Here is a 24,780-nt window from a genome sequence, read left to right as displayed (position 1 = left end):
GATTTTTAACTGAAGAGTTTGATCATGGCTCAGATTGAACGCTGGCGGCAGGCTTAACACATGCAAGTCGAGCGGGGGAGATTACTTCGGTAATTGACCTAGCGGCGGACGGGTGAGTAATACTTAGGAATCTGCCTATTAATGGGGGACAACATCTCGAAAGGGATGCTAATACCGCATACGCCCTACGGGGGAAAGCAGGGGATCACTTGTGACCTTGCGTTAATAGATGAGCCTAAGTCGGATTAGCTAGTTGGTGGGGTAAAGGCCTACCAAGGCGACGATCTGTAGCGGGTCTGAGAGGATGATCCGCCACACTGGGACTGAGACACGGCCCAGACTCCTACGGGAGGCAGCAGTGGGGAATATTGGACAATGGGGGGAACCCTGATCCAGCCATGCCGCGTGTGTGAAGAAGGCCTTATGGTTGTAAAGCACTTTAAGCGAGGAGGAGGCTCTTCTAGTTAATACCTAGGATGAGTGGACGTTACTCGCAGAATAAGCACCGGCTAACTCTGTGCCAGCAGCCGCGGTAATACAGAGGGTGCGAGCGTTAATCGGATTTACTGGGCGTAAAGCGTGCGTAGGCGGCTTTTTAAGTCGGATGTGAAATCCCCGAGCTTAACTTGGGAATTGCATTCGATACTGGGAAGCTAGAGTATGGGAGAGGATGGTAGAATTCCAGGTGTAGCGGTGAAATGCGTAGAGATCTGGAGGAATACCGATGGCGAAGGCAGCCATCTGGCCTAATACTGACGCTGAGGTACGAAAGCATGGGGAGCAAACAGGATTAGATACCCTGGTAGTCCATGCCGTAAACGATGTCTACTAGCCGTTGGGGCCTTTGAGGCTTTAGTGGCGCAGCTAACGCGATAAGTAGACCGCCTGGGGAGTACGGTCGCAAGACTAAAACTCAAATGAATTGACGGGGGCCCGCACAAGCGGTGGAGCATGTGGTTTAATTCGATGCAACGCGAAGAACCTTACCTGGTCTTGACATAGTAAGAACTTTCCAGAGATGGATTGGTGCCTTCGGGAACTTACATACAGGTGCTGCATGGCTGTCGTCAGCTCGTGTCGTGAGATGTTGGGTTAAGTCCCGCAACGAGCGCAACCCTTTTCCTTATTTGCCAGCACTTCGGGTGGGAACTTTAAGGATACTGCCAGTGACAAACTGGAGGAAGGCGGGGACGACGTCAAGTCATCATGGCCCTTACGACCAGGGCTACACACGTGCTACAATGGTCGGTACAAAGGGTTGCTACCTAGCGATAGGATGCTAATCTCAAAAAGCCGATCGTAGTCCGGATTGGAGTCTGCAACTCGACTCCATGAAGTCGGAATCGCTAGTAATCGCGGATCAGAATGCCGCGGTGAATACGTTCCCGGGCCTTGTACACACCGCCCGTCACACCATGGGAGTTTGTTGCACCAGAAGTAGGTAGTCTAACCGTAAGGAGGACGCTTACCACGGTGTGGCCGATGACTGGGGTGAAGTCGTAACAAGGTAGCCGTAGGGGAACCTGCGGCTGGATCACCTCCTTAACGAAAGATTGACGATTGGTAAGAATCCACAACAAGTTGTTCTTCATTGATGTATCTGAGGGTCTGTAGCTCAGTTGGTTAGAGCACACGCTTGATAAGCGTGGGGTCACAAGTTCAAGTCTTGTCAGACCCACCAAGTCTACTGAACACAGAAGAGCAGATATATTAAGATCTTAAGCTGGGGACTTAGCTTAGTTGGTAGAGCGCCTGCTTTGCACGCAGGAGGTCAACGGTTCGACTCCGTTAGTCTCCACCACTAATTACAGACTAAGTGATTACAGAACTTAGTAAGCCGATAGCTTATTAAGTTCTGTGATTTATCACAGTTAACTACTCGCTGACGAGGCGGTAGTGAATCATTAACAGAATATATTTGAGTTGAAATAATTGTTTAACTCGTTTTAGTTGATGTTAGCAAGCAATTGTTAATATTGAATGAAATGAGAACTAGCGATAAAACTGAATCAAGCGTTTTGGTATATGAATTAAATTGAAGCTGTATAGTGATTAAGTTCACAGGCAACAAATAGAAGTGGTTGAATCCACATTGTTGATCCTCCTTGTAGGGATTAGCGACTGTTTGGGGTTGTATAGTCAAGTAATTAAGTGCATGTGGTGGATGCCTTGGCAGTCAGAGGCGATGAAAGACGTAATAGCCTGCGATAAGCTTCGGGGAGGCGGCAAATATCCTGTGATCCGGAGATTTCTGAATGGGGAAACCCACTTACCATAAGGTAGGTATCGCATGATGAATACATAGTCATGCGAGGCGAACGAGGGGAAGTGAAACATCTCAGTACCCTTAGGAAAAGAAATCAATTGAGATTCCCTCAGTAGCGGCGAGCGAACGGGGATCAGCCCATTAAGTTATATGTGTTTTAGCGGAAAGCTCTGGGAAGTGCTACCGTAGAGGGTGATAGTCCCGTACACGAAAGGGCACATATAATGATGACGAGTAGGGCGAGGCACGTGAAACCTTGTCTGAATATGGGGGGACCATCCTCCAAGGCTAAATACTCCTGACTGACCGATAGTGAACCAGTACCGTGAGGGAAAGGCGAAAAGAACCCCTGTGAGGGGAGTGAAATAGAACCTGAAACCGCATGCATACAAGCAGTGGGAGCCGACTTGTTCGGTGACTGCGTACCTTTTGTATAATGGGTCAGCGACTTATATTCAGTAGCAAGGTTAACCGTATAGGGGAGCCGTAGAGAAATCGAGTCTTAATAGGGCGTTTAGTTGCTGGGTATAGACCCGAAACCGGGTGATCTATCCATGAGCAGGTTGAAGGTTGGGTAACACTAACTGGAGGACCGAACCCACTGTCGTTGAAAAGCCAGGGGATGACTTGTGGATAGGGGTGAAAGGCTAATCAAACTCGGTGATAGCTGGTTCTCCCCGAAAGCTATTTAGGTAGCGCCTCGGACGAATACCATAGGGGGTAGAGCACTGTTTCGGCTAGGGGGTTATCCCGACTTACCAAACCGATGCAAACTCCGAATACCTATGAGTACTATCCGGGAGACAGACTGCGGGTGCTAACGTCCGTAGTCAAGAGGAAAACAATCCAGACCGCCAGCTAAGGCCCCAAAATTATAGTTAAGTGGGAAACGATGTGGGAAGGCATAGACAGCTAGGAGGTTGGCTTAGAAGCAGCCACCCTTTAAAGAAAGCGTAATAGCTCACTAGTCGAGTCGGCCTGCGCGGAAGATGTAACGGGGCTAAAACTATATGCCGAAGCTGCGGATGTATACTTAGTATACGTGGTAGGGGAGCGTTCTGTAAGCCGATGAAGGTGTATTGAGAAGTATGCTGGAGGTATCAGAAGTGCGAATGCTGACGTGAGTAACGACAATGCGAGTGAAAAACTCGCACGCTGAAAGACCAAGGGTTCCAGTCCAACGTTAATCGGGGCTGGGTGAGTCGACCCCTAAGGCGAGGCCGAGAGGCGTAGTCGATGGGAAATTGGTTAATATTCCAATACTTCTGTGTAATGCGATGAGAGGACGGAGAAAGTTAAGTCAGCCTGGCGTTGGTTGTCCAGGTGAAAGGCAGTAGGCATGCATCTTAGGCAAATCCGGGGTGCTCTATGCTGAGAGCTGATAGCAAGCTAGTTTACTAGCGAAGTGGCTGATACTATGCTTCCAGGAAAAGTCTCTAAGCTTCAGTTACACAGGAATCGTACCCGAAACCGACACAGGTGGTCAGGTCGAGTAGACCAAAGCGCTTGAGAGAACTCTGCTGAAGGAACTAGGCAAAATGGTACCGTAACTTCGGGAGAAGGTACGCTGCTGACGGTGATAGGACTTGCTCCTTGAGCTATTGGCAGCCACAGAAACCAGGCCCCTGCAACTGTTTATTAAAAACATAGCACTCTGCAAACACGAAAGTGGACGTATAGGGTGTGATGCCTGCCCGGTGCTGGAAGGTTAATTGATGGGGTTAGCGTAAGCGAAGCTCTTGATCGAAGCCCCAGTAAACGGCGGCCGTAACTATAACGGTCCTAAGGTAGCGAAATTCCTTGTCGGGTAAGTTCCGACCTGCACGAATGGCATAATGATGGGGGCGCTGTCTCCAGCAGAGACTCAGTGAAATCGAATTCGCCGTGAAGATGCGGTGTACCCGCGGCTAGACGGAAAGACCCCGTGAACCTTTACTGCAGCTTGACATTGAACTTTGATCTTACTTGTGTAGGATAGGTGGGAGGCTTTGAAGTAGTGACGCCAGTTGCTATGGAGCCATCCTTGAAATACCACCCTGGTAATATTGAGGTTCTAACTCTGTCCCGTTATCCGGGACGAGGACCATGTCTGGTGGGTAGTTTGACTGGGGCGGTCTCCTCCTAAAGAGTAACGGAGGAGTACGAAGGTGCGCTCAGCGTGGTCGGAAATCACGCGTAGAGTATAAAGGCAAAAGCGCGCTTAACTGCGAGACCCACAAGTCGAGCAGGTACGAAAGTAGGTCTTAGTGATCCGGTGGTTCTGTATGGAAGGGCCATCGCTCAACGGATAAAAGGTACTCTGGGGATAACAGGCTGATACCGCCCAAGAGTTCATATCGACGGCGGTGTTTGGCACCTCGATGTCGGCTCATCTCATCCTGGGGCTGAAGCAGGTCCCAAGGGTATGGCTGTTCGCCATTTAAAGAGGTACGCGAGCTGGGTTTAGAACGTCGTGAGACAGTTCGGTCCCTATCTACCGTGGGCGTTGGAAATTTGAGAGGATCTGCTCCTAGTACGAGAGGACCAGAGTGGACGAACCTCTGGTGTACCGGTTGTGACGCCAGTCGCATCGCCGGGTAGCTATGTTCGGAAGGGATAACCGCTGAAAGCATCTAAGCGGGAAGCCTACCTCAAGATAAGATTTCCCTAGGACTTTATGTCCTCTAAAGAGCCGTTGAAGACTACGACGTTGATAGGTTGGATGTGGAAGTGCGGTGACGCATGAAGCTGACCAATACTAATTGCTCGTGAGGCTTGACTATACAACACCCAAGCAGTTGTATACGAACTTCGAAAGAAGTAAGCATCATTTGATTCATAAAAGATCAAACATACTTGATTTAGTTGTAAAGCTAGTTAAAATATTCAACTCAAATGTTCTGTTAAACTCATTTGGTACGAAGTAAGGCATTTAAATAAGACCCGAACAAGTCCATAACAGTTTGCTGGCGACAATAGCAAGAGTGAACCACCTGATCCCTTCCCGAACTCAGAAGTGAAACCTCTTAGCGCTGATGGTAGTGTGGGGTTACCCATGTGAGAGTAAGTCATCGCCAGCTTTTAAATCTAAAACACCCCGGTCTCTAACGAGAACGGGGTGTTTTTTATGCGCAGTGCTTATTATCGGAATGAAAGAGATCTAGTCATATTAAGTAAATTGATCACTGATTAAGCTAATGTATTGATGAAACTGAACTCATGTTCTGTATACCTCATTATGTTCATTATTGAAGTGGAGATATAGAAAGAGTCTAGCTATTGAATCAGTGGTTCCTTTATGCTAAAAATTAAAGTATTACGATAAAAACAGTTAATAATATGTTGATTTTCCAGTTTTTCTTTACAGATTATGATGGTGATGAAGTTTTACCCGCTCAAGATCAGTACGCATCTATCGATGAAATCATAGAAATAATGCAATCTGTCTTAATCAGGCCAGAAAATTTTTTAGGAATTGTTGATAAAAATGATCGTACTTTACAGTTTATGGTCAATGATGATTATTCATTAGATGCAGACATTCCTGTTCCTACTCAAAAAGGTTCTTATACAAAAACAATAGGTTTGCATGAAGCGATTAAACTGGTTCAAAAACAAACTGAACTGATTCAAATTGATGCTATTGAAGGGATGGTTTTTATGAAGTGGTAAGTTTTTTACTTTAATTGCTTTTAGTCTATCCAAAATAAAAAACCTCAGACATCCATGCCTGAGGTTTTTTGTATTGGTTCTAAGATATAACTCCTGTAGTACCTTTCGCTATCCTGCATTATCATCCTATCTTATTCTTGTTTTTAGTGGAAACTTCCTGTTTCCTGATGTGTTTATAATATTAAAATTTAGTTGTTCTGCCTATACGCATAATTCGGCAGACCATGTAAGAAAAAGCGTACATGATCATAAAAGGATAGTTTCTATTAAAAATGTGCATTTAAACCAATATAAGGTCCTTTAAAATCAAACTTGATATCGCGGTTATCTAAATCACTGAGTTCAATATTTAAAATACGGTAACCCACTTTTGCACCAAGATCTAAAACTATAGACTTTACAAAGTCATATTGAATTTCAGCCTGAGCGTCTGTGATTTTTACATCATTGACATTGGTATAAGTCGCTTCAGCTTTTGCACTTAAACCTGTAAACGGTAGTTTTGCGCCGGCCTCTGCATAAAGGATTGGAGCATATTCATCAACATCAACATTTTGTGAAAACTGTTTTACAGTACCATTGAGCTTAGTTGCCCCTACACCGACATCAGCTTTTACAATGTTGTCTAAGATTTCATAGTAAAGAATAAGATCTGTATGGTCTAAATCAATTTTAGTTTTAGCAAACTCATTATTAGACTCAGTTTCCGTATCTAACTTGGTATATTTTAATTTTACATTGGGAAGGATTGGAATAGGGTGCTCAAAAGCAACAGAGGCTTGAATCGTACCTTTAGTATCTAAATCATGTTCTGCGTTTAGCCCAGCATAAGGATCTGATAATAAATCATCTGAACCAGTGTTATTAGATAAACCAGATTTATGATTGATTTGAGAAGTTCCACCAAGACTCCAATAACTGATATCACCTTTTAAACCAATAAAATCAGCTTGAGCAAATGAACTTAGACCTAATACAGCGATAAATAAGGGTAATTGAATAGATTTCATATGTCCTTCTTGATGAAATGTTTTTTCATCCTATTTTTTGTTACTTAAATACATTTCAATACTGTATCAACAGAAGGCATGATATAGGGGTTTATCAAATTTTGCATTATTAAAAAGATTAAATCGAGGGTGTAGGATGAGTGATTCTATTGATCAAGCAATGATTGAATTCCCCCTTTATGTCGCCAATAAAGCGATTAAATCAGGGCAATGGCTCGAAGTTCATGATAAATTTTCGGGGGAAATTTATGCAAAAGTCGCTTTAGCAGATGCAAAAACTTTAGAAAAAGCCATCAGTGCAGCCGTGAAAGCTGAAAAAGAAATGGCCGCTTTAAAGCCATTTCAGAAGCAAAAAATACTCTTACATTGTGTTAAACGCTTTAAAGAAATACGTGAAGAATTAATACAAATTTTAATTATCGAAGGTGGAAAGCCTAAACTTGCAGCAGCAGCTGAGGTTGAAAGGTTGATTAATACTTTCCAACTAGCGGCAGATGCTGTCTCCACACTCAATAATGGTCATCTAATGCCTTTGGCTGTTACCGCTGCGGCCTCTGCATATCGGGGAATGGTACAACATGTTCCGATTGGTGCCGTATCTCTGATCAGTCCGTTTAATTTTCCTTTGAATTTAACAGCGCATAAAATTGCACCAGCAATTGCAGCGGGTTGTCCATTTGTATTGAAACCAGCAAGTTTGACACCAATTTCCGCATTAAAAATCGCAGAAATTTTGGCTGAAACAGATTTACCAAAAGGCGCATTTTCAATTTTGCCTTGTCCACGAGAACATGCTGATGTGTTAGTGACGGATGATCGTTTTAAGCTACTCAGCTTTACCGGTTCTGATCAAGTGGGTTGGGATATGAAAGCACGTGCTGGTCGAAAAAAAGTAACCCTCGAATTGGGTGGTAATGCAGCGGTTTTAATTGAACCTGATACAGAAATAAGTGATGCGTTGATTGATCGAGTGATTGGTGGTGCATATGGACATGCGGGGCAGGTGTGTATTAGTGTGCAACGAATTTTAGTACATGCTGATATTTATATAGAATTTAGAAAAAAAATCTTAGCTAAGTTGAAAAAAGTATCTGCGGCAGATCCAGATGTAGAAACCACGATAGTGGGTCCAATGATCAAAGAAGCAGAAGCGATTCGTTTAAAAAAATGGGTAGATAAAGCAGAGAAAAAGGGTGCGAAAATCTTAATTGGTGGCACGTTAAAAGGCGTTTTATTCGAGCCAACTTTACTTGAGAATGTCGATGAATCTCTGGAAATTTATCAAAATGAAGCATTTGGCCCTGTGGCAATTTTAGAGAAATACAAAACCTTTGAGAAAGGGATCGAAGTAATTAACCAAGGTCGCTTTGGTTTACAAGCTGGTGTATATACTCAAAATCTCAATAAAATGCTCTATGCATGGGATCATCTACATGTGGGCGGAGTAATTATCAATGATATACCAACTTTCAGAGTTGATAATATGCCTTATGGTGGCGTGAAAGATTCGGGTTTAGGTCGTGAAGGGATTCAGTCTGCAATTCGTGATATGCAAGAAGAACGCTTACTTGTAATCAAACAATAAGTTGATATTCTAAGGGGCTACGGCTCCTTATTTCCTTTGAATTTTATATAGAGTTAAAATGACAATAAAATTTTTCAATTCATTATTTTTAATGGTTTTGCTTTCCTTACTGAGTGTGCAAATTTGGGCATTTCAATCTGAAAAACTGGTAAATGATGCACGTTCTCAGATTTGGAAAACACTTTATTATGATCCTGCTTATACTCAATTGTCTTATCCAATGGGGGATGTTCCATTGGTCAAAGGGGTCTGTACAGACGTGGTCATTCGTGCATTACGTCATCAAGAAATAGATCTACAACAGCGTATTCATGAAGATATGAAAGCCAATTTTAGAAAATATCCACAAAAATGGGGCTTAAAAGCAACTGATCGAAATATTGATCATCGTCGGGTTCCAAATATTATGACCTATTTTCAGCGTCAAGGTTATCAAGTGAGTGATCAAAAATATCAAGCAGGCGATATTGTGGCATGGGATTTAGGTAAAGGTTTAACCCATATTGGTATCATTTCCAATAAAACCACAATGCTGTCAAAAACACCTTTGGTCATTCATAACATCGGTTACGGAACACGTGAAAATGATATTTTGCATGCATATAAAATTATTGGGCATTATCGTTTACCCAAGAATGTTAATTAGAAATAGGTAATTTTAAGCAATGATCAATCAAAATAGCTAAAAATTAACCATGTGTGATGAAAAGTAAAAAAAACATGGGAAAATGGACACAAATTACAGAAAAAGCGCTGCAAAACGAGTATTGTTACCACATTAAACAGTAATTTTTGTTGATGTACTTTAACCGAGAAGTTTGCAAAGTTACTGGTTTGAAATAATAACAAAGGACCCAAAAGGTGCTGTTTTATTCAAACAACAAAATTTAAAATTGGTACTTCTTTTGCTCGCAGATCACAATGAAAAAAAGCAGCATTTGAGGACATCTACAGAATTAGGTGTTTTATGACAGAATCTCGTGAAAACTGGACATCACGATCAGGTTTTATTATCGCAGCTGTTGGATCGGCTGTCGGTTTAGGTAATATTTGGCGCTTTCCTTACATTGCCTATGAAAATGGTGGCGGCGCTTTTTTAATTCCATATTTAATTGCACTTATCACAGCAGGTTTGCCGCTATTATTTTTAGACTATGCGACAGGGCATAAAAGTAATACCTCACCTCCTAAAGCATATCGTGCTTTATTTAAAGGTGGGGAAACTTTAGGATGGTGGCAAGTCTGTGTCTGTATCATTATTGGTTTGTACTATGCCAGCGTACTGACTTGGGCAGGCAGTTATGTTTACTTTTCTGTAGGTCAATTGTGGGGCAGTGATCCTGAAAACTTCTTCTTCAATACCTATTTACAAACCTCAAAATCAACAAGTTTTGATTTTCAGTTTGTTGGTCATTTATTTTGGCCAATTGTGGGAATTTGGGCATTAACGCTGATCATCTTATTTGGTGGTGTGAAAAAAGGGGTTGAATTATCCAATAAAATTTTCATGCCTTTATTGTTTATTCTATTCACTATCCTTGTTATTCAAGCTTTGCGTTTACCTGGAGCGGTCCAAGGTTTAAATGCTTTCTTTACACCGAACTGGGCTGCAATGTGGGATTATAAAGTATGGCTTGCAGCATATGGCCATACTTTCTTTTCACTCTCTGTTGGTTTTGGGATTATGGTGACTTATGCCTCGTATCTTAAACCAAAAACCAATTTAACAGGCTCAGGTCTCATCGTTGGTTTTGCTAATGCTTCTACTGAAATTCTTGCGGGTATTGGTATCTTCGCTGCATTGGGGTTTATGGCTTTTTCAGCAGGGAAACCTGTAGATCAAGTGGTCAGCGGTGGTATTGGTTTGGCCTTCATTGCTTTCCCTAAAATCATTTCTAGTTTAGGTGCGGGTGCGGATTTATTCGGTTTACTATTCTTCTCTTCTTTATTTGTTGCTGGTATTTCTTCAATGGTGAGTATCCTTGAAGTACCGATTGCAGCGATGCAAGACAAGTTAAAATGGGGACGAAAAAAAGCCGTAAGTATTATTGGTGGGGGCAGTGCACTGGTTTCAATTTTCTTATTCTCTAGTGTGAATTCGATTAAACTGGTGGATATCGTCGATCACTTTATCAATAATATTGGGATTATTGGCGGTGCATTATTGTCAATTATTTCAATAGCATGGTTTAAACGTTCAGCATTGATGGAACTACGTGATCACGTGAATCGTATTTCAACTGTTCAACTGGGTAAAGGTTGGGATTTCACTTTAACCGTAATCACTTCTTTAATTTTGCTGGTCACTTTATGTATGACCGTTTTTAGCTTGATTAAAAATGGATACGATACCTATAGTTCAAGTATGTTGATGTTCTTTGGTTGGGGCAGTGTGATTTTCTGTGCTGTTATTGCTTTAATCCTTAGCAAAATGAAAGATCGATAGGAGCGTCAAAATGAATACTTCTGCAATCGTGATGATGATTATTTCAATGGTGTTTTTATGGGGTGGGTTGATTTTATCGATCCTACATTTGATGAAAAATCCTGAAGAATTGGATGAAGTTCTGGAAGAAGTCAAAGACCATCATACGCTTTAAACTTGAGTCAAAAAAAGCAGGCTAATTAGCCTGCTTTTTTAATGCGTTTTTTTAAGCGGTTTTCTGAATTCTGCAATAATAGAAACCATCACCATGATGCGCTTCAGGTAACAATTGACGACCGTGAATTTGTTCTATTCCCCAGTTTGCATCAATCTTGATTTCCTCAGCATCTGCATGTTCAGCAAAAAACTCGACCATCTGCTGTTCATTTTCAACTTTCAGAATTGAGCATGTAATATAAAGTAGTGTTCCACCAACTTTAAGCTGCTGCCACATATGCTTTAAAATTTGCTTTTGCAGATCGACCACTTGCTGAATATCTGTAGATTGACGCAATAACCGGATATCAGGATGACGACGCATAACACCAATAGCAGAACAAGGTGCATCCAATACGATGCAATCGACCAACTCTTTAGGCACCCATGTTGTAGCATCTGCTGTGATGATTTCAACTGTTGCATCAACATTTAATTCAAGGCGTTCCAAGTTTTCTGAAACACGCAATAATCGTTTAGCATCATGATCGAGCGCGATTAATTTTTTAGGATTGAAACGTTCTAAGATATGAGCTGCTTTACCACCCGGTGCTGCACAAGCATCGATAATGACTTTGTCATCTAAGTTGGGTAACAGTGTTGCACACAATTGAGCATGTTCATCTTGAACAGAAAATCCGCCTTCTTCAAAGCCAGGTAAATGAGTAATGTTGCCGGTTTGCTCCAGAACTATACCAACATCTGAAAGTGTACAAGGGCGAGCATCAATCTGTTCTTCATCTAAAATATCAAGATATTCATCACGACTAATTTGACGTTCATTGACACGAAGCGTTAGTGGAGCAACTTGTTTTAAATTTTGACAGATTTCAGGAAGCTGATCGGCCCAATCTTTTTTTAGTCGTTTGAATAGCCAGCTTGGTAAACCATGGGTATTATTCAAAGCCGTTTGAAACTCTGTTGTTTCACGTGAAACACGACGAAGGATGGCATTGACCAAACCACTCATCGGTTCAAAACCTAATTGCTTAGCAGCATTTACCGTTTCTGAAATCGCCGCATGTGCAGGAATACGGGTGCATAAAATCTGGTATAAACCCAAATATAAGCAACTTTCTAGTGCTTCATTTTCTAATGGTTTTGTGAGCAAGGGTAAGGTAATTGCTTTTAAAGAATACCACTGACGTAGACAGCCCAAAGTAAGCTCATGGTATAAACCACGATCACGTTCAGAAACAATATTGATATGTTGGTTTAAAACGGAAGCCAAAGACTGTCCATTTTGAACAGCTAAAAGTGTTTTAACCACTTGTGCGCGCAAATTCAAATTTTTTGCAGATGATTGAATTTGGCTCATGCGAATATATTTCCTACTGAAAGTTTATGGCTTTGTATAATTTGTACAGGGTTAATGGCTTTACCACCTGGCCATTGTAGGCTAGTCAGACAAATCACACCATCTCCACACAGTACATGTACACCTTGTTTGTTCATTTCGATAATGGTTCCGGGTACTTCGCCATTGGCTGTAAGATCTGAAATTTGAGAATTCCATACACGTAAATTATTGGTTTCATCTATTGGTGTAAATGCGACTGGCCAAGGATTGAATGCCCGAATATTGCGATCAAGTTCAACTGCTGATTTAGTCCAGTCAATTTGCGCTTCAGCTTTTGTGAGTTTATGTGCATATACCGTAAATTGTTCATCTTGAACTTCACGTGCATCTAAATATTGTTGTAGCTTTTGTTCTGATTCTAATACAACACAAATTGCTTCAGCACCTTGAATCGCAAGTTTGTCATATAAAGTCGCTGAGGTTTCTTGTGCTGTGATTGGGCAAACTGTTTTAAAGATCATATCACCTGTATCTAAACCAGCCGCCATTTTCATGATCGTTACCCCTGTTTCAGTATCACCTGTTGCAATGGCACGCTGAATCGGAGCGGCACCACGCCAACGTGGTAGCAAAGAACCATGAATATTTAAACAACCATAGCGCGGTGTATCTAATACGGTTTGGGGCAAAATTAAACCATAAGCCGCAACTACCATTACATCTGCACCCAAAGCTGCTAATTCTTGTTGAGCGGCTAAGCCTTCGTCTGTCGATGCTTTGAAATGAAGTGGCTGATAGACGGGTAGGTTGTTTGCCAGCGCAAGTTGTTTCACGGCTGAAGCTGTCATTTTTTGTCCACGACCTGATTTGCGGTCGGGTTGAGTATACACAGCGACGATTTCGTGATCAGTTTCAATGAGTGCTGCTAAAGCAGAAGCTGCAAATTCGGGTGTACCTGCAAAAATGATCTTCAAAAGTTATGCTCAGATTAAATTTTAAATTGAATTATAGCAAACCTGATTATGCGGTGGCGTTTTCAAATGAAAATACGGGTTTTTCTATGTAAAAAATAAAATACGATCAATTGTATATTTTGTTCTGATCACTTATCTAATTTCAAAATAGCCAGCAACCGTTTTTAAAATAAATATCACTTTTTTATATAAAAATTTTCACCTTAAATTGATAGAAAAAGGTCTTATTTTTAACTTAATCTAAATAAAGAGAGTATTTAGAGATTGAAACGAGAATTATTGTGACATATTTCGCAGTAAAAATTGTTAACTGGATTAGAATAGGCAGTTAATCAGAATTTAACAATGTGTCAAATGTAAACTAAGTCTCGCATTGTTTTGATAAATGTGACAAATTTTGTCACATGGTCAATTTAAGAACAATATGTATTTAATAAATCTTAATGTTTTTTTGTAATAAAATAAACTATTGATTTGTATAGTTAAAAATAAATAAATGTATAGTTTTTTTTGTTTTTTTGTAAAAGTTTAGACCGGTTGTTTAAAAAAATAAAAAAAGTGAAATATATCTCATTTTTCTATTGATTTAAATGTATGTAAATTGTTAAATAAAAAAAATTGTACATTTTATATGCATTGTCGGGGCGGGACCAGCTGCTGTAATGCATCCCCTAAAGGAAAAGTAATATGAATAAGATCTACAAAGTGATTTGGAATGCGACATTGTCTGCGTGAGTTGCAGTTTCTGAATTGGCAAAAGGGAAAACCAAGTCTTCAAAAGTAACTGGGATTATTGGTGCAGCAACAGTTAGTTTGATGATAACCTTTTCCTCTAATGTAACTGCAAATGTTATTAACACAGATTCAAGTACTTGTACCACTGGAGCTACTGGAGTTGTTGGAAATATAAATCCAGGAGCGACTAATTCACAGGCAACGGATGGTTCAGGTACCTTTTCTTTGATTTCAGGATGTAATGCTAAAGGAAATAATAATCTTGCAGCAACTGCATATGGAGCATTTTCAGAAGTTACGGGTGTTGCTGGTACAGCTGTGGGTCATAATAGTCAAGCCAATGCTTTTGGTACGGCTTTAGGGGTTGAGAGTCGAGCGACTGGTGTTGGTAGTACTGCACTTGGTGAAGGCAGTCAGTCAACAGGACAAAATGCTGTAGCATTAGGTGGAACAGCTACTGGGTCTGCTTCTGGAAATGTTTTACCAATTGCAAATGCAGTTACGGCTTCTGGCAGTGGTTCGGTTGCTATTGGTGGTAATACGATTAGAGGCGCACAGTCGACCGGTACGGATAGTATTGCGATTGGTGGCCAATCTAGGGCAACTAATACTGGGACAATTGCGATTGGTAAAAATGCTTTTACAGGCGCTGTTGGTACTGAATCTCTGAATAATATTGCGATTGGTACAAATGCGAGTAATAGTAATATTGCTAGTAGCAATCCAGCAGGAACTGGAGGGCAGATTGCTTTAGGTAATGGTGCAAAAACAACTACATTCGCACAAATCGCAATTGGTGATAATTCTAATGCGGGTGGTAATAATTATGCAATTGCGATCGGTGGAGGAGCAACAGTAACTGCAAATAGTGGTGTTGCAGTTGGTGGTGTGGCTATGGGAAGAAATACCCAAGCAGGTTCTTTTGCTGTAGGTGTGGGTCCAGGTGCTCAAGCCACAGGAGCTAATTCGACCGCACTTGGTAATGCTGCAACTGCAAATAACACAAATAGTACAGCATTGGGGAATGGTGCTCAAGCCACAGGAGCTAACTCGACTGCACTCGGTACTTCTGCTATAGCTAGTATTGATAATAGTGTTGCTTTGGGTAATGGCTCTACAACGACAGCTATTACTGGAACAGGATTTTTAACATCACAAGCTGCTCCTACTGTTGGAGCGGTATCTGTTGGTAATGGAACTGTAACAGGCAACCGTCGTATTCAGAATGTGGCTGATGGTTCTGCTGCATCTGATGCAGTTACAGTCGCACAATTAGATAAAGCATATGATGATACACATACAAATCTGAAAAATGTTCTAGGTGGAAATGCTGCTTATGATCCTGTAACGAATACTTACACAGCACCTACTAATATTGGTGGAACGGGTAAAACGACTATTGATGATGCGATTAAAGCATCAAAAAGAACAGTAATAAGTGGTAGCAATATAGTCGTTACTCCTACAACAGCAGCGGATGGTTCAATAACTTATTCAGTTGCTACAAGTGCAACACCTACGTTTACAAGTGTTACAGTTAACAATGCACCAACAGTTGGCACAGATGCGACCAATAAAACCTATGTTGACTCTAAAGCTGCGGCATCAAAAACTGAAGTTGCTGGTGGAACCAATATAGCAGGTGTCGCAAAAACTACAGGTGCAAATGGCCAAGATGTTTATACCGTTAATGCTAATGGTACTACCGCATCAGCAGGCTCATCGGCAGTCACAGTAACTGCGGGAACTAAAGATGCAAATAATGTTACTGACTATAAAGTTGACCTTGCAGCAAGCACCAAAACCGATATTCAAAAAGGTGTAGATGCTAAAACGGCCGTTGATAATACTGGCTTAACCTTTAAAGGTGATACCGCAGCGACAAGTACTACAAAGAAATTAGGTGATACGGTTTCCATCACTGGTGACACTAATATTAGTACAGTCGCGACAGCGAATGGCGTACAAGTTAAGTTAAATCCAAACTTAGATTTAGGCGCAGCTGGTAGCGTTAAAACGGGTAATACCACTATTAACAATGCAGGTGTAACAGCTGACCAAGTTACGGTTGGTGGCGTTGTTATCAATAAAACAACAGGTATTAATGCTGGTGGGTTAGCGATTACCAATGTTGCTGCACCAACAGTTGGCACAGATGCGACCAATAAAACCTATGTTGACTCTAAAGCTGCGGCATCAAAAACTGAAGTTGCTGGTGGAACCAATATAGCAGGTGTCGCAAAAACTACAGGTGCAAATGGTCAAGATGTTTATACGGTTAATGCTAATGGTAGCACCGCATCAGCAGGTTCATCAGCTGTCACAGTGACTGCGGGAACTAAAGATGCAAACAACGTTACTGACTATAAAGTAGATCTTGCAGCAAGCACCAAAACCGATATTCAAAAAGGTGTAGATGCGAAGACAGCAGTTGATAATACCGGTTTAACCTTTAAAGGTGATACCGCAGCGACCAGCTCTACTAAGAAATTAGGTGATACGGTTTCTATCACTGGCGACACCAATATTAGTACAGTTGCGACTACAGATGGCTTACAGGTTAAGTTAAATCCAAACCTAGACTTAGGTGCAGCGGGTAGCGTTAAAACGGGTAATACCACTATTAATAATGCAGGTGTAACAGCTGACCAAGTTACGGTTGGCGGCGTTGTTATCAATAAAACAACAGGTATTAATGCAGGTGGGTTAGCGATTACAAATGTTGCTGCGCCAACAAATAATACAGATGCAGCCAATAAAAAGTATGTAGATGATGCTGGTTCAACATTGACGAACTTGGGCTTTGGTTTAAAAGCGCAGGACGGCACTACTGTTAACAAGAAGTTAGGTGAAGCGGTTGAAGTTGTAGGTTCAAACAGCAATATCACGACTAAAGTAAATGCAGGTAAAGTGGAAGTTGCGTTATCGAATGCATTGGACTTAGGTACAACAGGCAGTGTTACTACAGGTGCAACTGTTATTAACAATGCAGGAATTACTGCAGCTCAAGTCACAGCAGATAAAGTAACAGTCAACAATGCACCAACAGCTGGTACAGATGCGACCAATAAAACCTATGTTGATTCTAAAGCTGCGGCATCAAAAACTGAAGTTGCAGGTGGAACCAATATAGCGGGAGTAGCAAAAACTACTGGTGCAAATGGTCAAGATGTTTATACTGTTAATGCCAATGGTACCACCGCATCAGCAGGTTCATCAGCTGTAACGGTAACTGCTGGAACTAAAGATGCGAACAATGTTACTGACTATAAAGTTGACCTTGCAGCAAGCACCAAAACAGATATTCAGAAAGGTGTAGATGCGAAGACAGCGGTTGATAATACCGGTTTAACCTTTAAAGGTGATACTGCAGCGACCAGCGCTACGAAGAAATTAGGTGATACGGTTTCTATCACTGGCGACACCAATATTAGTACAGTTGCGACTACAGATGGCGTACAGGTTAAGTTAAATCCAAACCTAGACTTAGGTGCAGCTGGTAGTGTCACGACAGGCAATACAAAGTTAGATAATAGTGGATTGACGATTACAGGTGGTCCAAGCGTTACAAGCACTGGTATTAATGCAGCTAACACGAATATCAGTAATGTTGCTGATGCAACTACCGATGATCAAGCAGTGAACAAAGGTCAGTTAGATGCAGCGACGACAGCGTCAAGCACAAAGACAGATACTTTGGGTACGAGCACAGCGACGAACTTGGGTGGAGGGTCAACTTATGACAACACGACAGGTGCGATCAGTGCGCCAAGCTATGTGACTACAAAAACAGATGGTACGACCACCACAGCGAACAATGTGGGTGATGCATTAACTAACCTCAACACTGAAGTGATCAAACCGGTAACGTTTACGGGTAACAGCGGTACAGTTGATCGTAAACTGGGTGAAACGCTGAACATTACTGGTGGCTTAACAGGCGCGGGTTCGAACAGCAACATCAAGACAGTGATCACTGGCAATACGCTAGATATCCAATTGGCAGATGCACCAGTATTTGCAGGCAAAGTGACTGCGAATGGTCTAGATGCCAATGGCAACAAAGTTGAAAACGTAGCAGATGCAACGACAGCAACAGATGCAGTGAACAAAGGTCAGTTAGATGCAGCGACGACAGCGTCAAGCACAAAGACAGATACTTTGGGTACGAGCACAGCGACGAACTTGGGCGGTGGGTCAACTTATGACAACACGACAGGTGCGATCAGTGCGCCAAGCTATGTGACTACAAAAACAGATGGTACGACCACCACAGCGAACAATGTGGGTGATGCATTAACTAACCTCAATACTGAAGTGATCAAACCGGTAACGTTTACGGGTAACAGCGGTACAGTTGATCGTAAACTGGGTGAAACGCTGAACATTACTGGTGGCTTAACAGGCGCGGGTTCGAACAGCAACATCAAGACAGTGATCACTGGCAATACGCTAGATATCCAATTGGCAGATGCACCAGTATTTGCAGGCAAAGTGACTGCGAATGGTTTAGATGCCAATGGCAACAAAGTTGAAAACGTAGCAGATGCAACGACAGCAACAGATGCAGTGAACAAAGGTCAGTTAGATGCAGCGACGACAGCGTCAAGCACAAAGACAGATACTTTGGGTACGAGCACAGCGACGAACTTGGGCGGTGGGTCAACTTATGACAACACGACAGGTGCGATCAGTGCGCCAAGCTATGTGACTACAAAAACAGATGGTACGACCACCACAGCGAACAATGTGGGTGATGCATTAACTAACCTCAACACTGAAGTGATCAAACCGGTAACGTTTACGGGTAACAGCGGTACAGTTGATCGTAAACTGGGTGAAACGCTGAACATTACTGGTGGCTTAACAGGCGCGGGTTCGAACAGCAACATCAAGACAGTGATCACTGGCAATACGCTAGATATCCAATTGGCAGATGCACCAGTATTTGCAGGCAAAGTGACTGCGAATGGTCTAGATGCCAATGGCAATAAAGTTGAAAACGTAGCAGATGCAACGACAGCAACAGATGCAGTGAACAAAGGTCAGTTAGATGCAGCGACGACAGCATCAAGCACAAAGACAGATACTTTGGGTACGAGCACAGCGACGAACTTGGGCGGTGGGTCAACTTATGACAACACGACAGGTGCGATCAGTGCGCCAAGCTATGTGACTACAAAAACAGATGGTACGACCACCACAGCGAACAATGTGGGTGATGCATTAACTAACCTCAATACTGAAGTGATCAAACCGGTAACGTTTACGGGTAACAGCGGTACAGTTGATCGTAAACTGGGTGAAACGCTGAACATTACTGGTGGCTTAACAGGCGCGGGTTCGAACAGCAACATCAAGACAGTGATCACTGGCAATACGCTAGATATCCAATTGGCAGATGCACCAGTATTTGCAGGCAAAGTGACTGCGAATGGTTTAGATGCCAATGGCAATAAAGTTGAAAACGTAGCAGATGCAACGACAGCAACAGATGCAGTGAACAAAGGTCAGTTAGATGCAGCGACGACAGCATCAAGCACAAAGACAGATACTTTGGGTACGAGCACAGCGACGAACTTGGGCGGTGGGTCAACTTATGACAACACGACAGGTGCGATCAGTGCGCCAAGCTATGTGACTACAAAAACAGATGGTACGACCACCACAGCGAACAATGTGGGTGATGCATTAACTAACCTCAACACTGAAGTGATCAAACCGGTAACGTTTACGGGTAACAGCGGTACAGTTGATCGTAAACTGGGTGAAACGCTGAACATTACTGGTGGCTTAACAGGCGCAGGTTCGAACAGCAACATCAAGACAGTGATCACTGGCAATACGCTAGATATCCAATTGGCAGATGCACCAGTATTTGCAGGCAAAGTGACTGCGAATGGTTTAGATGCCAATGGCAATAAAGTTGAAAACGTAGCAGATGCAACGACAGCAACAGATGCAGTGAACAAAGGTCAGTTAGATGCAGCGACGACAGCATCAAGCACAAAGACAGATACTTTGGGTACGAGCACAGCGACGAACTTGGGCGGTGGGTCAACTTATGACAACACGACAGGTGCGATCAGTGCGCCAAGCTATGTGACTACAAAAACAGATGGTACGACCACCACAGCGAACAATGTGGGTGATGCATTAACTAACCTCAATACTGAAGTGATCAAACCGGTAACGTTTACGGGTAACAGCGGTACAGTTGATCGTAAACTGGGTGAAACGCTGAACATTACTGGTGGCTTAACAGGCGCAGGTTCGAACAGCAACATCAAGACAGTGATCACTGGCAATACGCTAGATATCCAATTGGCAGATGCACCAGTATTTGCAGGCAAAGTGACTGCGAATGGTTTAGATGCCAATGGCAATAAAGTTGAAAACGTAGCAGATGCAACGACAGCAACAGATGCAGTGAACAAAGGTCAGTTAGATGCAGCGACGACAGCGTCAAGCACAAAGACAGATACTTTGGGTACGAGCACAGCGACGAACTTGGGCGGTGGGTCAACTTATGACAACACGACAGGTGCGATCAGTGCGCCAAGCTATGTGACTACAAAAACAGATGGTACGACCACCACAGCGAACAATGTGGGTGATGCATTAACTAACCTCAATACTGAAGTGATCAAACCGGTAACGTTTACGGGTAACAGCGGTACAGTTGATCGTAAACTGGGTGAAACGCTGAACATTACTGGTGGCTTAACAGGCGCGGGTTCGAACAGCAACATCAAGACAGTGATCACTGGCAATACGCTAGATATCCAATTGGCAGATGCACCAGTATTTGCAGGCAAAGTGACTGCGAATGGTCTAGATGCCAATGGCAACAAAGTTGAAAACGTAGCAGATGCAACGACAGCAACAGATGCAGTGAACAAAGGTCAGTTGGATAGCTTAAGTACAGGTCTTACCAATACTGGCTTTGGCTTAAAAGCAGCAGATGGCAATACGATTAACAAAAAGTTAGGCGAAGCAGTTGAAGTAGTGGGTGCAGATAGCAACATCACTACGAAGGTTGCAAATGGTCAAGTTGCGATTGAGTTAAATAAAAACCTCAACAACTTAACTGGTATTACAGTGCACGATGGAACCGATGGTACAAATGGTTCTACAGTGATCGGTAAAGATGGCATCTCAGTTAAAGATGGTTCAGGCAATACTATTGCAGGTGTAGATAACACAGCATTAACCGTTAAAGATGGTAGTGGCAACACAGAAACCAGCATTAACAAAGCGATCAATAGTCTCAATGCATCGCAAGGTGAAACTGACAAGTTTGCAGTGAAGTACGACAAGAATGCTGATGGTAGTGCAAACTATGACAGCGTGACCCTTGCAGGTAGTGCTTCAAGTAGTACTAAAGATGCAACGACAGGCAAGATCACCACAATAGGTGGTACAAGCTTAAACAATGTTGCGAGTGCTGGTGATTACACTAAAGAGGCCAATGCGAGCAAAGCTGTTAACGCAGGTGATCTGAACAATGCAGTTGTTGATGCAACCAATGCAGCGACGAGCAAAGGCTTTGCATTACAAGCAGCAGATGGCGCTAAAGTACAGAAGAACTTAGGCGAAGCAGTTGAAGTAGTGGGTGCAGATAGCAACATCACTACGAAGGTTGCAAATGGTCAAGTTGCGATTGAGTTAAATAAAAACCTCAACAACTTAACTGGTATTACAGTGAACGATGGAATCAATGGTACAAATGGTTCTACTGTGATCGGTAAAGATGGCATCTCGGTTAAAGATGGCTCAGGCAATACCATTGCAGGTGTAGATAACACAGCGTTGACAGTGAAAGATGGTAGTGGCAACACAGAAACCAGCATTAACAAAGCGATCAATAGTCTCAATGCATCGCAAGGTGAAACTGATAAGTTTGCAGTGAAGTACGACAAGAATGCTGATGGTAGTGCAAACTACGATAGCGTAACCCTTGCAGGTACAGGTGGAACAACAATCACCAATGTTAAAGCAGGCGCTATTAACGCAACATCAACTGATGCGATCAACGGTAGTCAATTGTATGATGTTGGTAATAGTCTGAAAAATGCAATTGGCGGTTTGACCACTAGAGATGCAACGACTGGTATCATTACGACAAGTAACATTGGTGGCACGGGTTCAAACACAATTGATGGGGCAATCAACAGCATTAAAGATTCAGCAACCAAAGCGAAGACCACAGTTACCGCTGGAGACAACGTTGTTGTGACTGCTGGTACCAATGCAGATGGTTCAAGTAACTATCAAGTTGAAACAGCGAAAGACGTAAACTTCGATAAAGTGACTGTAGGTAATGTTGTTGTTAATAAGGCAAGTGACACAATTGAAGGATTAAGTAATAAAGATCTTACAGCGAGTGATTTTGCGACTAAAGGTAGAGTAGCGACTGAAGAGCAATTGAAGCAAGCTGTCACGAAAAACATCACTGAAGTTGTAGATGGTAATGGCAACAAAGTGAATATTATTGACCAAGTTGTAAATACAAAACCTGACAATAAGAACCAAGATTCACTGTTCTTAACTTATGATAAGCAAGGTCAAGAAACCACAGATCGCTTGACGATTGGTCAAACAGTACAGAAGATGAATACCGATGGTATTAAGTTCTTCCATACCAATGCCGATATGTCGAAAGGTGATTTAGGAACAACTAATGACTCAAGTGCGGGTGGTTTAAACTCTACAGCGATTGGTGTAAATGCAATTGTGGCAACAGGTGCAGATAGTGCTGTTGCATTAGGTCACAATACAAAAGCTGAGGGCAAACAATCCATTGCAATTGGTCAGGGTGCTGAGGCATTAGGTACACAATCAATCAGTATTGGTACGGGCAATAAAGTGAAAGGCAACCATTCTGGTGCGATTGGTGACCCGACCATTGTTGATGGTGCAAACAGTTATTCTGTAGGTAATAATAACCAAGTGCTTACAGATGATACGTTTGTACTTGGAAACAATGTGACCAAAACAGTTGCTGGTTCAGTTGTGTTAGGCAATGGCTCAGCGGCGACGACTGGTGCTGGTGTTGCGGGTTATGCGCTGTCAGCTGCAACAAGTGCAGACAAAACAGCAATTAGCAATACAACATCAACAACTGGTGCAGTAGCAGTTGGTGATGCGGTAAGCGGTATTTATCGTCAAATTACTGGTGTTGCAGCGGGTAGCGCAGATGCTGATGCTGTAAATGTAGCGCAGTTAAAAGCTGTTGGTAACCAAGTTGTTACCACTCAAAATGCACTTGTAAATGGTTTGGGCGGTAATGCGAAAGTCAATGCTGACGGCACCATTACAGGACCAACCTATAATGTTGCACAAGGTAATCAGTCGAATGTTGGAGATGCTTTAACAGCATTGGATAAAGCCATTGGCTCTGCAGCAACAACTTCTAAAACGACTGTTTCTAATGGTCAGAATATTGTTGTGAATAAGAGCAAAAATGCTGATGGTTCAGACAATTATGAAGTATCAACAGCTAAAGATTTAACAGTTGATTCTGTGAAAGCAGGTGATACGGTTCTCAATAATGCTGGAATCTCAATTGGTAGTAATGCGGTTGTGATAAACAACACAGGATTAACCATTGCAGGTGGGCCAAGTGTAACGGTGGCAGGTATTAACGCAGGTAATAAAACAATTACCAATGTGGCAAATGCTGTTAACGCTACAGATGCAGTCAATAAAGGGCAGTTAGATAGCGCAATTGGCACTGTGAATAACAATGTCAATGAGCTTGCCAATAATGCTGTTAAATATGACGATGCATCAAAAGATAAGATCACACTCGGTGGTGGTGCAAATGGCACAACCATTAGCAATGTAAAAGATGGTGCAGTGACTCAAGGTTCTAAAGATGCTGTAAATGGTGGTCAATTATGGAATGTTCAGCAACAAGTTGATCAAAACTCAACGGATATCAGCAACATCAAAAATGATATTAATAATGGTACTGTCGGTTTAGTTCAACAAGCAGGTAAGGATGCAACTGTTACAGTCGCGAAAGATACTGGTGGTACAAGTGTGAGCGTGGCGGGTACAGATGGCAACCGTGTTGTGACAGGTGTTAAAGATGGCGCAGTCAATGCAACATCAAAAGATGCAGTCAACGGCAGCCAATTGAATACGACTAACCAAGCAGTTGTGAATTATCTTGGCGGTGGTGCTGGTTATGACAATATTACAGGTAGCTTCACTGCTCCAACTTACAACGTAGGTGACTCTAAGTATAACAATGTCGGTGGTGCAATCGATGCATTGAACCAAGCGGATCAAGCATTAAATAGCAAAATTGACAATGTTAGCAACAAGTTGGATAACGCTTTCCGTATTACCAATAACCGGATTGATGATGTTGAGAAAAAAGCCAATGCAGGTATTGCAGCAGCAATGGCACTTGAATCAGCACCTTATATAGCAGGTAAATATACTTATGCAGCTGGAGCAGCTTATCACGGTGGTGAGAATGCGGTAGGTGTGACCTTACGTAAAACTGCAGACAATGGACGTTGGTCGATTACAGGTGGTGTTGCGGCAGCATCTCAAGGTGACCCAAGTGTTCGTATCGGTATCAGTGGTGTAATTGATTAAATCA

The 24,780-nt window shown here is 42.3% G+C and carries 8 protein-coding genes, 2 tRNA genes, 3 rRNA genes and 1 pseudogene; 11 read left to right on the top strand and 3 right to left on the bottom strand.

Annotation, left to right across the window (positions count from 1 at the left end; genetic code table 11):
• Positions 1–6 precede the first annotated feature (6 nt).
• The 6 genes from AC4CVF_RS18695 (at position 7) to AC4CVF_RS18670 (ending at position 5,917) form a co-directional block, all read left to right on the top strand.
• Positions 7–1,545: ribosomal RNA gene (locus AC4CVF_RS18695) — 16S ribosomal RNA — on the top strand.
• A gap of 59 nt (positions 1,546–1,604) precedes the next feature.
• Positions 1,605–1,681: transfer RNA gene (locus AC4CVF_RS18690), tRNA-Ile, on the top strand.
• Between the two features lie 44 nt (positions 1,682–1,725).
• A tRNA-Ala gene (locus AC4CVF_RS18685) sits at positions 1,726–1,801 on the top strand.
• Between the two features lie 336 nt (positions 1,802–2,137).
• Positions 2,138–5,028 (top strand): 23S ribosomal RNA (locus tag AC4CVF_RS18680).
• Positions 5,029–5,210: 182 nt separating this feature from the next.
• A 5S ribosomal RNA gene (gene rrf, locus AC4CVF_RS18675) occupies positions 5,211–5,325 on the top strand.
• Together the 16S, 23S and 5S rRNA genes with 2 tRNA genes alongside form the textbook arrangement of a ribosomal RNA operon.
• Before the next feature lie 259 nt (positions 5,326–5,584).
• A complete protein-coding gene (locus tag AC4CVF_RS18670; protein WP_336954809.1) occupies positions 5,585–5,917 on the top strand; it encodes a hypothetical protein in 333 nt (110 codons plus the stop codon).
• Between the two features lie 266 nt (positions 5,918–6,183).
• Here AC4CVF_RS18670 and AC4CVF_RS18665 read toward each other — a convergent pair whose 3' ends face one another.
• Positions 6,184–6,927 carry a TIGR04219 family outer membrane beta-barrel protein gene (locus AC4CVF_RS18665; RefSeq protein ID WP_490789813.1) on the bottom strand — a complete coding sequence of 248 codons (744 nt, stop codon included), beginning with the start codon at positions 6,925–6,927 and terminating at the stop codon, positions 6,184–6,186.
• Between the two features lie 136 nt (positions 6,928–7,063).
• Between AC4CVF_RS18665 and AC4CVF_RS18660 the strand changes: the two genes are divergently transcribed.
• The 4 genes from AC4CVF_RS18660 (at position 7,064) to AC4CVF_RS18645 (ending at position 11,112) form a co-directional block, all read left to right on the top strand.
• On the top strand, positions 7,064–8,512 hold the full coding sequence (locus tag AC4CVF_RS18660; protein ID WP_419361617.1) for an aldehyde dehydrogenase family protein: 1,449 nt from the start codon (positions 7,064–7,066) through the stop codon (positions 8,510–8,512).
• Between the two features lie 58 nt (positions 8,513–8,570).
• Positions 8,571–9,158 (top strand): DUF1287 domain-containing protein, encoded by a 588-nt coding sequence (locus AC4CVF_RS18655; protein ID WP_419329254.1) that lies wholly within the window; start codon positions 8,571–8,573, stop codon positions 9,156–9,158.
• Positions 9,159–9,479: 321 nt separating this feature from the next.
• Positions 9,480–10,958, top strand: a complete 1,479-nt coding sequence (locus tag AC4CVF_RS18650; RefSeq protein ID WP_336954813.1) for a sodium-dependent transporter — start codon at positions 9,480–9,482, stop codon at positions 10,956–10,958.
• A 10-nt stretch (positions 10,959–10,968) separates the two neighbouring features.
• Entirely contained in the window at positions 10,969–11,112 is a 144-nt protein-coding gene (locus AC4CVF_RS18645; protein ID WP_004718897.1) for a methionine/alanine import family NSS transporter small subunit, read from the top strand.
• A gap of 51 nt (positions 11,113–11,163) precedes the next feature.
• Here AC4CVF_RS18645 and rsmB read toward each other — a convergent pair whose 3' ends face one another.
• Together rsmB and fmt are read right to left on the bottom strand one after the other, a co-directional pair.
• Positions 11,164–12,471, bottom strand: a complete 1,308-nt coding sequence (rsmB, locus tag AC4CVF_RS18640) for a 16S rRNA (cytosine(967)-C(5))-methyltransferase RsmB (RefSeq protein WP_336954814.1) — start codon at positions 12,469–12,471, stop codon at positions 11,164–11,166.
• Positions 12,468–13,427 (bottom strand): methionyl-tRNA formyltransferase, encoded by a 960-nt coding sequence (gene fmt, locus AC4CVF_RS18635; protein ID WP_336954815.1) that lies wholly within the window; start codon positions 13,425–13,427, stop codon positions 12,468–12,470. The genes rsmB and fmt overlap by 4 nt, the downstream gene beginning before the upstream one ends.
• Positions 13,428–14,114: 687 nt before the next feature.
• Here fmt and AC4CVF_RS18630 point away from each other — a divergent pair.
• Positions 14,115–24,776 (top strand): annotated as a pseudogene (locus AC4CVF_RS18630) (ESPR-type extended signal peptide-containing protein).
• The last annotated feature ends 4 nt before the right edge of the window (positions 24,777–24,780 follow it).

This window comes from Acinetobacter sp. LipI_19, assembly GCF_058242925.1.
This window is presented reverse-complemented; position numbering and strand designations above follow the sequence as displayed.